Genomic DNA, 16,482 nt, shown 5'->3' on the forward strand with positions numbered 1-16,482 from the left:
GCTAATTCCTTTCGGCATGGAGGGCACGGACAATGTCCCGTGCACCCCGGATGGCCAGTGCTACGGAGGTGAGCGTCGGGTTGCAGGCTGTTGCGGTGGGAATGACTCCGTTGCCCGCAACATAGAGCCCTGCAACGTCCCAGACACGGGATTCGGGCGAGCAAACAGAGGTCCCGTCAGGGGTCTGTCCCATCCGGACTGTTCCCTGGTAGTGCAACGAGGCTCCTGCAGGGAGGGTGATGGGATCGGCATTCAGTGGCTCCCCCAGGGCTGCAGCCGCGCGCCGGACCGACCTTCCCGCAGCCGCGATGGACTCCTTGTCCCGGTCCGTCAGCTGGTAGTGGATGCTCATGGCGGGCATGCCGTAGGCATCCACGCGGTCATCGTCAAAAGCCACCCGGTCGGAGGCCTGGATGTCTTTCGCGCAGAACCAGCCCAAGCCAACAATGGATCCCGGGGCCGGCACATCAGCCGAGGCCAACGGCACCGGCGAGGCGTCCAGCTGCATCACTTGGCCGTGAAACGGTTCTTCATCGGTGTAAGGGACCCAGCTGACCCCGCTCTGGGGAGTGATGGCGGTACCGCTCGACGGCGTGGAGGTCACCGCTGCTTCGGGGATGTCCCGCAGCCGGACTGCGAAAACGGTCTGGGGTTGGTCGTTGAGGTAGCGGCCCAGAGCTTCGGGGCGGACTCCGGAGGCCCACAACAGCTGGGGCGTCCGCAAACTGTCGCCAGCCACCACCACGTAATCGGCGTGCACGGTGTGCTCGTCCCCGGAGAGCATGTCCCGGACAACCACACCCCTGGCCCGTCCATCTTCGACCAGCACCCGTGTCACCAAGGCATCGGCGTAGAGCGAGTGGTGTGGGTTGGACCTGCCGGCTTCGCCGTACACCACGTCCGATCCCGCCCAGGTGACCGAACCGTCGTCGCCGGTTTCCACAGCCAGGGGCATGACGCTTACCTTGCGGTCAGCGGGCCGGCCCGGGTCCAGGGCACCGGACAAACGACGCCGGACCTCATCAGCCAGCGGCGCGCCGGCGAAAGCGCTGGTGCTGACCTTAAGGAGTCGTTCGCCTTCCGTGAGGAGGTCATCCAGGTCAGGGATAAAGGGAATCCGTTCCTGGCCGCCGGGACGTGGGCAGGCAGCTGTCCAGTGCGCCCCCATGCCGCCAACGTTGCTGGACATGGCCGCGGCCGGCAGGCCATCCTCTCCGGGCTGGCGGTAGCCGGAGTCCAGGAGGTACGTGCCGGGCCGGACAAGCCGGGGAGGACCGTCCACTTCTCCGGACGGGGCACCCGACAGGGACGGCTCCAAACCCTGCGAGCGGCGCTGGGCCGAGGCGCGTTCTTCGGGGTTTGCAATGTTCTTGACGTGCAGGCCCGGGCGCTCCGTCAGCTGGGGACCAACTTCAAAGGAGGCAATGCGGGTTTGCGGGGATTCTTCACTGATGATGCGCGCATATGCTGCACCGGTGGGGCCGCTGCCCACGATGGCAACATCCACGTGTGAGGGGAATTCTCTGGTCATGAGGTGGTCTTTCCTGGGTTTTTTGAGCGCACTGAATCAGCCCCAAGGGTGTTCGTCGCTGGAGTGGACGGCGGATGCCGTGGTGCGTGAGCCGGAGGCCCCGGGCGCATTCGCCCGGAGCCAAAGCCCACCTTCTATGCGGCTTTCATGGACTCCGCCAGTTTCTTGCGTGCAGCGCGGCGCTCAGCCTGGCGGCGGGGGTTGGGAACCGGTGCCGCCAGAAGGAGCTGCTGGGTGTAAGGATGCTGCGGGGTGGACGTCACCTGGGCGGAAGGCCCTTGCTCCACAATGCCGCCGCGGTTCATGACGGCCACCCGTTGGCTGATGTGCCTGACGACGGCGAGGTCGTGGGTAATGAAGAGGTACGCCACGCCTGTTGATTCCTGGATTTCGCTGAAGAGCTCCAGCACCCGGGATTGTGTGGACAGGTCCAGGGCACTCACGGGTTCGTCACAGACAATCAGCTGGGGATCCCGTGACAGCGCCCGCGCAATGGCGATGCGTTGCCGTTGTCCGCCGGAGAATTCCCGTGCCAGCCGCCGGCCGGAGTCGGCAGGCAGGTGCACCCTTTCCAGGAGTTCACCCACTTTCCTTTCCGCCTCCGCTTTGGATGTTCCGGCCACCAGCAGTGGCTCCGTGAGGATGTCCCCCACCACCATGGCCGGGTTCAGGGAAGTGTACGGATCCTGGAAGACCACTTGGATGTCTTTGCTGAGTTGCCGACGCGCACGTTTGTCCACGCCGGAAATGACGCGGCCCTGGAACGTGATGGTGCCCTTGGTGACCGGGGCCAAACCCAGGACGGCTCGTCCCAGGGTGGATTTACCTGAGCCGGATTCACCCACCAGACCCACGGTTTCTCCGCGTCCTACAGTGAGCGAGACGCCGTCCAGGGCACGGAAGGGACGCCCGCGCCATGTCCTGGAGGGGTACTCCACCACCAGGTCTTCAATGGCCAGCAGGGCCGTTGATTCTGCGGATGCCAGGTGCTCGCTCATGGCTGGGGCTCCTTCTGGAGTGCTGGGGTGACGGCTTCCCGGGAGGTGAAATCCATGGTCACGGCGTCGGAGGGCGTCGTGGACTCCAGTGATGCCGCCAGGAGCTCCCGGGTGTACTCGTGGCTGGGATTGTCAAAGAGTTGATCCGCGCTGGACGTTTCAACAATGAGTCCCTGGCGCATGACTGCCACCCTGTCGGCCAGGTCTGCCACCACACCGAAGTTGTGGGTCACCAGGATGACTCCCATGTTGCCTTCAGATTGAAGTTCACGGATCAGGTCCAGGACTTCGGCTTGAACAGTCACATCCAGGGCCGTGGTGGGTTCATCGGCGATCAAGAGGTCGGGCTTGCAGCTGACCGCTCCGGCGATCAGGACGCGCTGCGCCATGCCGCCGGAGATCTGGTGCGGATAGGAGTCGAACACGCGCCGGGGGTTTGCGATTCCCACGCGTTCAAGGAGCGCCAAGGCCTCGGCTTTCGCGGCGGCCCGGGACAAACCCAGGTGGTGCCGCATGGGCTCGGTGAGCTGCGCGCCAACGCGGAAGGTGGGGTCGAGGTTGGACATGGGCTCCTGGGGGATGTACCCGATCCGCTTTCCGCGCAGGGCGTTCATTGCGCCGGAACCCAAGCCCCGCAGGTCCTTGCCATCAAAGGTCATGGTGGCGGCGGATGTCCGAGCGTTCACGGGTAGCAGTCCCAGGACAGAGAACGCTGTTTGGGACTTGCCGGAGCCGGACTCCCCCACGATTGCCAGGATTTCGCCTCGGCGCACCGACAGGTCAACACCATGCACCACCGTGGTTTCTGAACCATCGGCCTGGGGGTAGCTCACTTTCAGGCCTTGGACCGCAAGCAGTGCTTTCTCGTCGGCCTTCCCAGCCTGTCCATCCAGAGCGGCCTCAACCAGAGCGGTACCGCCGTTGACCTGCGCAGGCTGGCGCCGCCGTCGGGCCTTTGATACCCGTGACCCGCCCTCCATTGCGTCACGCAGCGCGTTGCCCAGGAGGCTGAAGGCCGTCACTGTGCAAATGATGGCGATCGCGGGCCACAGCAGAAGCTGCGGACTGGTGTAGATGTTCTGGAAAGCGTCGCTAAGCATGCCTCCCCAGCTGGCCTGGTTTGCCGAGCCCAGGCCAAGGAAGTCCAGGCCGGCCTGGATGGCAACCGCTATTCCGGCCAACTGGGAGATCTGGATGATGGTGGGGGCGATCACCACCGGGAGAACGTGGCGGGCCATGATCCGGCCATCGCTGAGGCCGGAAACCCTTGCGGCGTCAACGTAGAGTTCCTCGCGGACAGCGATGACGGATGAGCGCACCAGCCTGAAAACCGCAGGAGCTATCAGCACGCCAAAAACTGTCATGGCCAGTTCGGTGCTGCGCCCGAACTGTGCAAGAACAACCAGCAGGACAACGATTGCCGGAGCGGCCATCAGCAGGCTGCTGAGCCAGTTCGCCACACCATCAAACCAGCCCTTGTAATACCCGGCGATCAGGCCGGCGGGCAGGCCCAGGAGCACTGCCACACCGGCAACAATCAGGGAGCCCGTCAGGCTGGTGCGGCCGCCGTAGAGCAGTTGGGCGAAGACATCGCGTCCCACACCGTCCGTGCCCAGCGGGGAACCGGGTCCGGCCGGCGCCAGGGCGTTGGCGATCTGTGAGGCGGTCGGGCTTGCGGAGGTGAGCAATGGCGCCGCAATGCTCACCACTGCCACCAGCACCAGGTAAACGAAACAAGCCACAGCGATCGGATCTTTCAGAAGCCTCCGCACCACGCCGGCTCGAGGTGCTGCATTGGGGTTCACGGCCGGACCGCCGGCCTGGATGTTGGTCACAGTCATGATGCCCGTACTTTCGGATTGAGGAAGCCCAACAGGATGTCCACCAGGAGGTTTACGATGACCACCAGGACCACCATCACCACCACGACTCCCAGTACCACCGGCACGTCACCTTGGCCCGCGGCAGAGGCCGCGCGATTGCCGACACCTGTCAGGGCAAAAACCTTCTCAATAATCACGGCGCCGCCCAGCAGGGCGATGAACTGAAGTGACAGAACTGTCAGGGAAGCCGGGGCGGCATTCCGGAGTGCGTGTTTGATCAGGATGCTTCGTGAAGGGAGTCCCCTGCTGCGCAGGGTCCTGATGAAGTCCTTTTGAAGAACGTCGATCATGGAACCGCGCGTTTGGGTTGCCACGGTTCCGATTGCCCCGATGGCCAGGGCGAAGGCCGGGAGGGTGATGGAGGCCAACCACTGACCCGGATCATCGGACGGGCTGACGTATCCCAAGGCCGGGAACATCTTCAGTTGGACTGCGAAAACCAGGGAAAGGATGATTCCCACCAAAAAGTTGGGAACCGCGAAGGCGACGATGGAGATGGTCTGGAGAACCTTGTCCAACCAGCCGCCGCGGACGGCTGCCACGACGCCCAGGGCGACACTGACCACTGCAGTGAGGACGACGGCGGCAATCACCACGGACAGCGACACCGGCAATGCTTGCCCAATGAGCTTGGTGACGGGCTGATTGCTCGCCCAAGACTTTCCAAGATCGCCGGTGATGGCCGATCCCAGCCAGTCGAAGTAACGGGTGAGGACCGATTGGTCCAGGCCGAGTTCAGCATTCTTGGCCGTTACTTGTGCAGGGGTCGCGTTGTTGCCCAGGATGCGGCGGGCGGGATCGGATCCCGCCAGCGCAGTGAGGAAAAAGGTCAGTGTGGAGACTGCGAAGACCAGGATGAGGCCGGCGCCGAGCCGGCGGAACAGGAACGTTATCATGAGTGGCTCTCAGTGTGATGATGGACGTGATCGTTGCCAGCTCGGCGCCAGTGGACTACTTGGCGGGGGCGAAGTTGTAGAGCGGCGGGACGGTGACGTTGGCTTGGCCGGAGGTCTTGACGTCCTTGGATGTTACGTAGGCACCTTCTTCGAAGTACCACGGCGCGAACCAGGCTTGGTCCACCACGTACTTGTTCAATTCACGCAGTGCACTGTCCCGGCCGGCGTCGTCAGAGGTCCTTGCGGTGTCCAGCAGTTGCACAATCTTGGGATCGTTCACGTGGTACGGGTTGAACAAGGCATCCGGCGCCACGGCCAACTGTGTGGAGTCCCACGCTCCGGCCGAGGTGAGGCTGAAGAAGTTCATGGGCCACTTTGCACCGATAATGCTTCCCACCACCTGGTCAGCAGTGATCGGTTCGTAAGTGACCGTGATCCCGATTGCTGCCATGGCTTCGGTCATCGCAGCCTGCGCACCCGGGTACACGGGGGAGAAGTCAGGAAGCTTCATGGAAAAGCCTGACGCGTAACCGGCCTCGGCCATGAGCTTCTTGGCCTTTTCCACGTCGTAAGGATAGGTATTGTCGAGTGAGGCGTCGTAAGCCCCGGTGTTGGGCCCAAATATCTGGGCCGTCTTGGTGCCACGTCCATCGCCCAGGGTCTTCAGGATGGTATCGCGGTCCATCGCGTAGTTGATCGCCTGGCGTACACGGACATCCCCCAAAGCCGGGGTGTTTTTGCCTTCCCGATCCCACAACCAGATCCCCTGAACTGAACCGTTGGTGTAGGAGACAACGTTCATTCCGGCGTCTTTTGCGCCTTTTGCGAGATCGTTGGTGGTTGCAGCCACGCCCTGGAGCTGGCCGGCGCGGAGGCCGTTCAATGCCGCGGCAGAGTTTTCGAGAAGCTTGATATCGACTTCGTTGTAGGGGTACGCATCCTTTTGCCAGTAGTTGGCATTCCGGGTGAAGACATATTTGTCTCCGGCGGTGCTCTTGCTCTGGTCAAGGACGTAGGGACCGGAGCCGATCGGGTTGGTCTTCAGGTCTGCGCTGTCCAGCGCCTTGGGGCTTGCCATGAATCCGCTGGACCGTCCCAGGCTTGCCAGGAGGGAGGGATCCGGATCCTTGAGCTTGAGGACCACGTGGGTGGCATCGGTAACTTCAACGGTGTCCAGGGCTTTCAGCGATGACCCGGCTTCGCCCTTGCCGGCCTTTGCCTTGAGCAGGTTGGCCTTGACGGCTTCTCCGTCCAAGGGTGTCTCGTCAGTGAACTTCACGTCGTCCCGCAGGGTAAGGGTGAGGTTCTTACGGGAATCGTCGTAGGACCACTGGGTTGCCACGTTGGGGACGGGCCCACCGTTCTCGTCCAGGTTCAGCAGGGAATCATAGACAGCTTGGTAGTAGTGGTTTTCAGGTCCTGCAGCAGGCATCTCGCCCGGTACGAACGATGTAGGAACCTGCACCACGCCCAGCGACAGCGAGCCGGTCTGGGAGGCAGCCGATCCGCCACTTTGGGCTCCGCTGCAGCCGGAAGCGGTGATCAGGATGGACACCGCCACTGCTGAGGTCAGGAAACTTCTTCTCTTCATGTCTGCTCCATTGGGACTGAGGACCCCCAGGCTTCGCTTGATCACCTGATGATCCAGGCGGCGGCTGTCGGGGTAGAGGAAAGGGGGAACAACTAAACGGTGCTGGTTAGCTTTGCTCCTGCAACAGACTTTAGTTCCGTAGGAACATATGTGTCAATAGTCACTTTAGCCGGTGATTGTTTGTTCGTCAGTGGCCCGCGGCCAAGCGGTGAAGGTTCGCTGCCTGCCCCAACGGCGATCCCTGCTCAATCCACAACCCCAGCGCGGACTGGGCGAAGAGTTGCTCTACGGCCATGAGGCTGGCCCCCACCACCCCTTCCTGGAAGTCCAGGGAGGCAGTGCGCAGGGTCAGCTTCTCCGTCGCCAGCTTGGTGCTCCGCCTCATCACGGTCTCGGCCAGGGCTTCGAACGCCTGCTCGCCACTGCGGAGCATGCCGCCGCCCACCACCACCACGCCGGGGTTGATGAAGTTGACCAGGCTCGACACCGTTGCGCCTACCGTGCGCGCGCCGTCCACCACCGCACGCGAGGCCAGGCTGTCCCCCCGCGATGCGGCGATGCCGATGTCCTCGGGAGTGAGCTTTCCCCTTTCAGCCAATCGCGACGAGAGATACGGGCTGCTCGAGGCAACCGGCGTCAATTGCTGGACCAGGCCCCACCCGCCGGTTACTGCTTCCAGGCATCCTGTCTCGCCACATCGGCAGTTGAGGCCTGGATCGTCACCGACCTTGACGTGCCCAATATCGCCGGCAGCACCCGTGTCGCCGCGATACACGGACCCTCCGGAAACCAGGCCGGAACCAATGCCCGTGCCCACCTTGACGTAGAGGAGATCGCGCCGATCGGAAGGGTGTCCACGGTGCCACTCGCCTAGCGCCATGAGGTTGACATCGTTATCAACCCACACCGGGGCGTCGTAGCGTTCCCGCAGCCAGGAGCGGACGCTGAAACCATCCCAGCCCGGCATGATCGGCGGTGCCACCAGCTGTCCGGTACCAAAATTGACCGGCCCCGGGACTCCTACACCGATTGACCAGGGCTGCGTCTTTGTCCGCTTGGCAAGCCGCTGAAACATGTCCTGCAGCTGGTCCATGGTGGCTTCCGGACCCTCCGAAATGTCCCAGTCGCGGTGCATCGCTGCAACCGGCGCGCCGTCCAGGTCCGACACGGCCGCCCTTATTTCGCCGGCACCCATCAGCCCTGCGTAAACATGCCCGGCGTCGGCCTTGAAGCGGAGCTGCCTGGGCGCGCGGCCACCACCGGAGGGCGCGAAATCACCGTCTTCAAGCAGCCCCACGGCCATCGCCTGCTGGACGCGCTGGGCCACCAGCTTCCTGCCCAACCCAGTGGCCTGCTCCAAGGCAGGGCGGGTCAACGCTTCCCCGGTCCTAACGAGGTTGACCAGCCGGGCATAGATGAATGCGTCCTGCGGGGACGGTTGGGTATTCACGGCGGCCTCCAGAGCTGCGACGGCTTGTTTCTCCACTTTTGTTCCTGTAGAACATATGTTACATCTCACTTCCCAGGCAGGAAAGCATACGGCTTCTGCCTCAGAGCCTGGAGAACAACACTATGTCCACGCCACCAGTTACCCGGCGCTCCTGGAGCGGAACCACCGGACCGGCGCCGCTGAACACCGATCCCGCTCCGTTGTTCGAACAATTCGTCACGCCCCCGGATGCTGCCCGCCCGCGGGCTTGGTGGCATTGGATGGACGGCAATGTGAATGAAGACGGCATAGACGCCGACCTTGCGTGGCTGAAAGGGATAGGCGCAGGCGGCGTCCAGATGTTCTTCGGTTCTTTTGGGGCACCGGCATTGGTGGAACAGCCAGTGAAGTTCCTCTCCAAAGAATGGCAGTCAGCTGTGCGCAGGGCGGCATCGCAGACCAAGCGACTGGGCATGGAACTGTCAGTGGCAACCTCAGCGGGCTGGAGTGCCACGGGTGGGCCATGGGTTGCACCGGAAGCCGGGATGAAGAAAGTGGTGTGGTCAACCACCGTCATCGAATCAGCGCACCTCCCCTGCCAACTGCCCACGCCACCCGCAGCCTCAGGCCCTTTCCAGGACGTCCCCTGCGCCGCAACGCGCCACGTCACGGCGGAAATACCGGACTTCTACAAGGACATCGCTGTCCTGGCCTTCCCCGCCAAGGAGGGCCACCGCTCCCTGATTCCCGCCTCCATCACGTGCAGCTCAACGGTGACAGGCGGTCCGGGCCTCGAAGACCTGGCTGACGGCACCTTCTGGCCACCGGTGGTGATCGATGCCAGCCCACGGATCACCATCACTGCTGACTACTCAGAGCCGGTGACCGTCACATCTGCCCGTGTGGGACTCCCTGCGTTCGTCGGATTCGGCGGAGGTTCCCTCCCGGAGGCTGTGCTCGAAGCCAGCAATGACAACCAGGCGTTCTGGCCGGTGGCGGATTTCCAAGGAACCAAGGCTCCAGTCCGCTCCTTGTCATTCCCCGCACAAGAGGCCCGCTACTTCCGGCTGGTGATCACCACGCCCCCTTCAGGCAGCGCCCCCGTTGCCGCAGGCATCAAGCCCTTGACGTTTCCCAGTGCCGGCTCCGGCGTCAAAGTGTCGTGCTTCCAATTGTTCGGCGGCTCGCGGGTCTCCCGCGCTGAGGAGAAAGCCGGCTTCGCCCCCGTTGCTGACTACTACGCGCTGGAAGCTGAACCAGCCGACGTCCGGGAGGCCGTGCCCGTGGATGAGGTAGTGGACGTCACCGGCTACGTTAACGCCGACGGGATACTCAGCTGGGCTCCGCCGGCAGGACGTTGGACCGTGCTCAGGCTGGGCTATTCACTCACCGGACATGTCAACGCCCCGGCAGCGGCGGAAGCAACCGGCTTGGAAGTGGACAAACTGGACGCCGGCCACGTAACGGATTATCTGCACACGTACCTCGGCTTTTTCCGGGACGCCCTGAGCGAAGAACCGGAGGCCCTGGCCGGGATCGATGCCCTCCTCAGCGACAGCATCGAGTCCGGGCCGCAGAACTGGACCCACAACATGCTCAGCGAGTTTCAGACCCGTCGGGGGTACAGCCTCCTGCCATGGCTCCCGGCACTGACCGGAATCCTGATGGAAGGAACCCGGGAAAGTGACGCTTTCCTGTGGGACTTCCGGAGGACCATCTCCGAACTCCTCGCGGAAAACCATTACGGAACCATCGCATCAATCGCCGCCGGCCATGGAATGGATTACTACGCGGAGGCCCTGGAGGATCACCGGCCCCAGTTGGGTGACGACCTGGAGATGCGCTCGCATGCCGACGTTCCCATGGGAGCCATGTGGTGCTACCCGCCGGAGAGTGGACCGCGCCCAACCTTCGTGGCGGATCTCAGGGGTGCGGCCTCCGTTTCGCACGTCTACGGCAAGCCACGGACAGGCGCGGAGTCGATGACTGCCTTTGGACAGCCCTTCCGCTACACACCCGCCATCCTCAAGCCGATCGTGGACATGGAGTTTGCCCTGGGCGTGAACCTGATCAACATCCACACGTCCCCGCATCAGCCCTCAGGTGTGGAGAAACCCGGAATCACCCTGGCGCCGTACCTGGGCCAGTCCTTCTCACGCAATGAAACCTGGGCGCATGCGGCAGGACCGTGGATTGACTACCTGGCACGCTGCAGCCAGCTTCTGCAGCAAGGTACCTACGCTGCTGACATCGCCTATTTCTACGGCGAGGAGTCGCCGGTCACCGGGGTCTTCGGTGATGCCCCCGCAGAGGTCCCCCAGGGATATGGCTTTGACTTCATCAACCTCGATGGCCTCAGCAACCACATCACAGTGACACCTGCGGGTGCGCTCCTCAGCAGCGGTGGGACCCGCTACAAAGCCCTCTATTTGGGTGGCACCAGCCAGCGGATGACCCTGGCCATGCTGCGGCGTCTCCAGGAACTGCTCGACGGCGGCGCAACAGTGATCGGGAAACGACCGGAAGGATCGCCAAGCCATGGGGACGACGCCTTGGCGTGGCGGACAGCGGCGGACAAGATCTGGAACGGCGGTCACAGCCGGTTGCTGGATGGTGGGGACATCCATCACAGCAAGCTGCTGCCTGCGGCCCTGCAGGAACTCGGAATGACACCCGACTGGAGCTTCGACGCCGGCGAGGGACACTGCCTGCCGGCCATCCACAGGACCACTCCTTATGGGGAACTGTATTTCATCAGCAATCAACGGGAACGTCCCGAGAAAATCACCGCGACCTTCCGTGCAAGCTCAGGCTCCGCAGAGCTCTGGGATGCCTGCCAGGTTTCGCGGACACCCCTTCCGTCACGCCACTCGGAAGGCCACACCTCAGTGGACATCACCTTGCCCCCCTTCGGTTCCGCCTTTGTGCTGCTGCGGCCGGACGATTCCACCACCGCCAGCGGGGTTGTGTCCGGGGACACCCAGGCCCTCCATGCGTCAGCGGGACTTCGGAGGACAGTACAACTTCAAGGACCGTGGGAACTGACCTTCCGTGACCTTGAGCGTGACCCGGGTTCGCTGACCCTTGATCGTGTGGCTCCGTGGGCCGGCGACGGCGCGTTTGCCCACGGTGATAGCGACATCAGGTATTTCTCAGGGACAGCCGTTTATTGCCACAATTTTGAGGTGCCGTCAGCCAGCACTGAGGCAACGTACGTGATCGATCTGGGAGAAGTACGCGACATCGCCCAGGTCTGGCTCAATGACGTGCCCCTGGGCACAGCCTGGACGTCCCCGTTCCAGGTGACGGCCTCGGAAGCCATCCGCAGCGGGCTCAATCGGCTCCGCGTCGAGGTCACCAACACTTGGTCCAACAGGTTGGCCGGTGACGCCGCGCAGGGCAAAAGCACAAGACCTGGATCCGAAATTTTCCACCCGGATGCGCCATTGCAGAAGTCCGGACTTGTGGGTCCCGTGCGAATCCACACCACCAACCACCCGTTAGGACAGCCATGAATCACACACCAGAGGCCCGGCCCTTGGGTGTGGCCGCTATCGGCTACGCCTTCATGGGGAAGGCCCACTCGAATGCGTGGCGGAACGTGGCAAGTTTCTTCGACGTCCCGGCCTTCGAACAAAAAGTCCTGGTAGGCCGGGACGCCATCCAGGTTGCCTATGCAGCCGGCAAGTACGGTTGGGCTGAGTCCGCCACGGACTGGAGGGAGGTGATCGAACGCGATGACATCCACATCATCGATATCTGCGCACCCGGCTGGATGCACGCCGAAATCGCCATCGCCGCACTCGAAGCCGGCAAGCACGTCCTGGTTGAAAAGCCCCTGGCCAACACCCTGGCCGAAGCCGAACTCATGACCGCTGCCGCCGCGAAAGCCCGCAAGCGTGGAGTCCAGTCCATGATCGGCTTCAACTACCGCCGCGTCCCCGCCTTGGCACTTGCCAAAGAACTCATCGCCGAGGGCCGCCTCGGCAGCATCCGCCATGTCCGGGCCGCCTACCTCCAGGACTGGCTCGCCGATCCCGAGACCCCCATGAGTTGGCGGCTGCGCAAGGAAACCGCAGGTTCCGGCGCCTTGGGAGACATCGCCTCCCACGCCGTCGACCAGATCCAATTCCTCACCGGACAGGCGGTCATGGAAGTTACCGGTACCCTGCGGACCTTTGTGGCCGAGCGCCCCGGGCCCGGCGGCCCTGAGGAAGTGACGGTGGATGATGCTGTGTGGGCCACGCTGGGCCTGACCGGGAATCTCAGCGCTTCCGTAGAGGCCTCCCGGGTGGCCACGGGCCAGAAGAACTCCCTCAAACTCGAAATCTACGGCTCGGCCGGATCACTGACGTTCGATCTGGAGAACCTGAACGAGCTCATGTTCCTGGACGCCACCGTCCCGGTCCGCGAGCAAGGCTTCCGCCGGATCCTGGTCAACGAACCGCAGCACCCCTACCTCGAGGCCTGGTGGCCGCAAGGACACATCATCGGCTGGGAACACACCTTCACCCACCAGGTCCGGGACTTCCTTGTGGCGGTCCGGGACGGAAGCCAGCCATCGCCGTCGTTCGAAGACGGACTGAACGTCCAGCGCGTCCTGGACGCGGTCCAGGAGTCAGCCAACAACAAAAGTGCCATCGCGGTCGTAGGCGGTACAGGCAACAGCCAATCGCACGCAGCGTGATCCCAACCATGGAGATGAAGAAGGAAATGTTGATGAAGGATGCCACACCCACTGCCCTGTCAGAGGGACAGCGTCGCGCCGATCGGGGCGATGGAACGTACCTCAACCCGGTGTTCGCAGGGGACCACCCCGATCCTGCGATTCTCCGCGACGGAGACGACTACTACCTGACCTTTTCCTCCTTCGAATCCTCGCCCGGCCTGATCATCTGGCACTCGCGGGACCTCCTGAACTGGCAGCCCTTGGGACCGGCACTGAAGGATCCCCTGGGAAATGTTTTTGCCGTGGATATGTGCAAGGTGGACGACACCTATTACATCTACATACCCGTCATTCCCACGGCGGCGTCACCGGATCCCGCCGCTCCACCGCTGATCTACGTCATCCACGCACAGTCCATGGCCGGGCCCTGGAGTGAGCCGGTGGATATCGGCGTTGCCGGACACATCGATCCCGGCCATGTGGTGGGGGAAGACGGCCACCGGTATCTGTTCCTGAGTGGCGTCAGCCGTGTCCGCCTCAGCGCCAATGGACTGGCGACAGCCGGCGACATTGAGCATGTGTACGACGGTTGGCGTTACCCGGAGGAATGGATCACCGAGGCCTACGCCCTCGAAGGTCCCAAGCTGATGCAGCGCGGCGGCTGGTTCTACCTGACCACAGCGGTGGGCGGGACCTCAGGTCCGCCCACGGGACATATGGTGACGGTGGCGCGATCACGGTCGGTTCACGGCCCGTGGGAAGAACACCCCCGCAATCCCCTCATCCGGACGTGGACTGAGGAAGAACCGTGGTGGAGCAAGGGCCATGCAACCCTGTTCGAAGGACCCGGCGGCCAATGGTGGAGCATCTACCACGGCTACGAGAATGGCTTTGTGACCTTGGGGCGCCAGATTCTTTTGGAACCCATCGAATGGGGCGACGACGGGTGGCCCCGTGCCGTGGGTGGCGACCTCACCGAGCCAATGCCGACGCCCATCCCGGCGGGTTCGCTGCAGGGTGACCAGGAGCACGGGATCGCTTTGTCGGACGATTTTTCCAACGTGCGGCTCGGGATTCCATGGTCTTTCCATGCCCCCGCCGTTGGCGAGCAGCAGCGCATTTCCCTGGATGACGGGCTGGTACTCCAGGCCTCAGGGACCAACCCGTCGGACAGTCCCCCGCTGACCAGCACCGCCGGAGACCGCCGCTATGAGATCAGCGTCTCGATGGAACTCTTTGACGGAGCCCAAGGGGGACTTCTCCTGTATTACAGCGACCGCTTGTACTGCGGCATGGGCCACGACGGGGCCGCGATGACAAGCTACCGGGCAGGCCGGGCCATCCCTTACTGGCGGGAGCCTGCTCCGGCGGCGCAGACCATCCACCTGAAGATTGAAAACGACAACAACATCGTCACCATGCATTACAGCACCGATGGGGTGGAGTGGACCCGGCACGGGCTGCGCTTCAATGTGGCAGGCTACAACACCAACACCGCGGACGAGCTCCTGAGCCTCCGCCCAGCCCTGTTCGCCACTGGAAGCGGACAGGTGAGGTTCCGTTACTACACCTACAGGTCCTTGGACAAGGCCTAGTCTAGAAGACCTCCCGATGCTCGTTGTCTCGCAACCGCGCTGGCCAGTGGCGCATTCGGCCGCGCCCTAGGGTGCTTCCTGTGCGCGGTGACCAGCATGACATGAGTAAAAGGCCTCGCGGTCTCTCCTGACGTTGTTCAAGTTCATCGTTTGACGTCGTTGTTACAGGCCTCGGGACTGATCCTAGTCTCGCCCCGACTATCGACTACACGTTCGCGCTTGACGGCAATGCCACCCGGACGTTCGAGTCATCGTGGCTGTCCCTGCACACCGCGCGACACTCCTATTTACTTACCTGGTCGAGGCGGGCCGCGCACACCTAAGACCTGACATGGGATCAGGGCACTGAAATGGCATGCCACAAGGATTTCGCGCGGCAGACGCTCATCCCGGTTTACTTCTGTGACCCGCAAGCCCCTGGCTGGCGGCTCGAACGAGAACACAAATGGCTTGCTCCGGCAGTAATTTCCGAAGGGAACACCCTTGGAGAGGACCTCACCTGCAGAGTCACTTTGGGATCGGGCGGACCGATGCTGATCTTGGCTAAGTATCAGCCGGGCGGATCTGAGGTCCGCCATGGACATCGTAATAACCGGGCAATTAAGGGGTGGCCTCATGATCCACGGGAAGGAAGAGTAAACCCTTGGACATCGGTTTTGCCGTCGGCAGCTTTGGTGGTTACCTTGATTGGCCACTGCCACGAGTCCGGGAGCCCGGAATCGGCAGCTCACGCCATTAATCTAGCCGGAGTGCTCCTCGTCCCATATCAACACGTCCCGCTGCCAGTTGAAAAACGCCGGGGAGAGCCTGCAACAGCAGCTGCGATCAATACGAGGCAGCTGGTTCATGGACATTGTCAAGGCAACGTCCAGAGTCTGCCCGGATTCGAGCATGTTTCGTCCTGCTACAGAACGCGCGTGCGGGGGCTGACGCGGGCGGCGATTCGCGTATCTCCATGACGGCGCTTCCCCACAGTGTTCTCGATAGTTCCGATTCCCTCCACGGACATCCGCACTTTATCGCCGGTTTTCAGTGGCGGCGGAGTTTTGGATCCGTTCCGTCCCCAGAGTTCAGCGAGGCAGCCGCTGCCGCAGGTTCCGGATCCGAGAACGTCGCCGGGCCGCACCACTGAGTCCTGTGATGCATAAGCGACAAGCTCTGCAAACGGCCAGCCCATGTTGGACAGCAGATCCTGGCCAATCTGTTCGCCATTGACCTCAACTGCCATGGAGATCGGCAGGAAGCCTTCGTCGTCATGCAGGTGTTCGAACTCGTCGGCGGTCACGATCCACGGCCCTAGGGTGTTGGCGAAGTCCTTGCCTTTGCAGGGGCCCAGACTGACCTTCATTTCACGACGCTGGAGATCCCTCGCCGACCAATCGTTGAGGACCGTGTAACCGAAGATGTGCCGGTGGGCATCTGCCGCGGACAGGTTGCTGCCGTCGCTGCCCGGTACATGTCCGACGACGGCGGCTACTTCGGTTTCGAAGTCCAGTTCGCTGCAACCCGCCGGAATGCCGATCACCTCGCCTGTGCTTGTCACCGTGTGGGGGTTGGTGAAGTAGAACGTGGGTGCCTCGTACCATTCGGCCACCACGCCTGCTACGCCGTCGATGCTTTTCCGGACCCCCTCCACGTGTTCCTCGAAGGCCACGAAGTCCCGGATGGTGGCCGGTTCCAGCGGTGCCAGCAACTGTACGTCTGCGAGGGCGACCGAAGGTGCGCCGCGAAGAGTTTCCGCGGCGATCTCCAGCGTTCTTGCCAATCCGGCACCCAACAAGTGGTTAACGGTTTGTCCCTCCGGCAACCCGAAGCAACTGCCGTCATCCACGAACCCAGCGTGAGTGCCGCCGTCGTAAGTCCAGCGGGCGATCTTGACCATGTGTTCTT

Annotated in this window: 10 protein-coding genes and 1 pseudogene; 4 read left to right on the forward strand and 7 right to left on the reverse strand. The window is 62.9% G+C overall.

Going from position 1 to position 16,482, the window contains the following annotated elements; genetic code table 11:
• Nucleotide 1: 1 nt before the first annotated feature.
• The 6 genes from J2Y68_RS03040 to J2Y68_RS03065 form a co-directional block, all read right to left on the reverse strand.
• Nucleotides 2–1,531: a GMC oxidoreductase gene (locus J2Y68_RS03040; protein WP_309989505.1), complete on the reverse strand. Its 1,530-nt coding sequence runs from the start codon at nt 1,529–1,531 to the stop codon at nt 2–4.
• A gap of 134 nt (nt 1,532–1,665) precedes the next feature.
• Nucleotides 1,666–2,529: an ATP-binding cassette domain-containing protein gene (locus J2Y68_RS03045; protein ID WP_309989508.1), complete on the reverse strand. Its 864-nt coding sequence runs from the start codon at nt 2,527–2,529 to the stop codon at nt 1,666–1,668.
• Nucleotides 2,526–4,370 (reverse strand): dipeptide/oligopeptide/nickel ABC transporter permease/ATP-binding protein, encoded by a 1,845-nt coding sequence (locus tag J2Y68_RS03050; RefSeq protein ID WP_309989510.1) that lies wholly within the window; start codon nt 4,368–4,370, stop codon nt 2,526–2,528. Before J2Y68_RS03050 ends, J2Y68_RS03045 begins: the two co-directional genes overlap by 4 nt.
• Entirely contained in the window at nt 4,367–5,308 is a 942-nt protein-coding gene (locus tag J2Y68_RS03055; protein WP_309989513.1) for an ABC transporter permease, read from the reverse strand. The genes J2Y68_RS03050 and J2Y68_RS03055 overlap by 4 nt, the downstream gene beginning before the upstream one ends.
• A gap of 55 nt (nt 5,309–5,363) precedes the next feature.
• Nucleotides 5,364–6,899, reverse strand: a complete 1,536-nt coding sequence (locus J2Y68_RS03060; RefSeq protein ID WP_309989516.1) for an ABC transporter substrate-binding protein — start codon at nt 6,897–6,899, stop codon at nt 5,364–5,366.
• 187 nt (nt 6,900–7,086) lie between these two features.
• Complete coding sequence (locus J2Y68_RS03065) at nt 7,087–8,385, reverse strand: ROK family protein (RefSeq protein WP_309989518.1); 1,299 nt, start codon at nt 8,383–8,385, stop codon at nt 7,087–7,089.
• Between the two features lie 86 nt (nt 8,386–8,471).
• On the opposite strand from J2Y68_RS03065, the gene J2Y68_RS03070 reads away from it, so the two are divergent.
• The 4 genes and pseudogenes from J2Y68_RS03070 to J2Y68_RS03085 form a co-directional block, all read left to right on the forward strand.
• Nucleotides 8,472–11,843 carry a glycosyl hydrolase gene (locus J2Y68_RS03070; RefSeq protein ID WP_309989520.1) on the forward strand — a complete coding sequence of 1,124 codons (3,372 nt, stop codon included), beginning with the start codon at nt 8,472–8,474 and terminating at the stop codon, nt 11,841–11,843.
• Entirely contained in the window at nt 11,840–13,015 is a 1,176-nt protein-coding gene (locus tag J2Y68_RS03075; protein WP_309989523.1) for a Gfo/Idh/MocA family protein, read from the forward strand. Before J2Y68_RS03070 ends, J2Y68_RS03075 begins: the two co-directional genes overlap by 4 nt.
• A gap of 32 nt (nt 13,016–13,047) precedes the next feature.
• The gene (locus J2Y68_RS03080; RefSeq protein WP_309989526.1) at nt 13,048–14,592 is read left to right on the forward strand and encodes a family 43 glycosylhydrolase; all 1,545 of its coding nucleotides are present in this window, start codon (nt 13,048–13,050) and stop codon (nt 14,590–14,592) included.
• A gap of 326 nt (nt 14,593–14,918) precedes the next feature.
• A pseudogene (locus J2Y68_RS03085) lies at nt 14,919–15,054 on the forward strand (IS30 family transposase); the annotation flags it as partial.
• A gap of 442 nt (nt 15,055–15,496) precedes the next feature.
• On the opposite strand, the gene J2Y68_RS03090 reads toward J2Y68_RS03085, so the two are convergent.
• Complete coding sequence (locus J2Y68_RS03090; protein WP_309989529.1) at nt 15,497–16,474, reverse strand: fumarylacetoacetate hydrolase family protein; 978 nt, start codon at nt 16,472–16,474, stop codon at nt 15,497–15,499.
• Nucleotides 16,475–16,482 lie beyond the last annotated feature (8 nt).

The sequence above is a fragment of the Paenarthrobacter nitroguajacolicus genome, from assembly GCF_031455195.1.
GTDB lineage: Bacteria > Actinomycetota > Actinomycetes > Actinomycetales > Micrococcaceae > Arthrobacter > Arthrobacter nitroguajacolicus_D.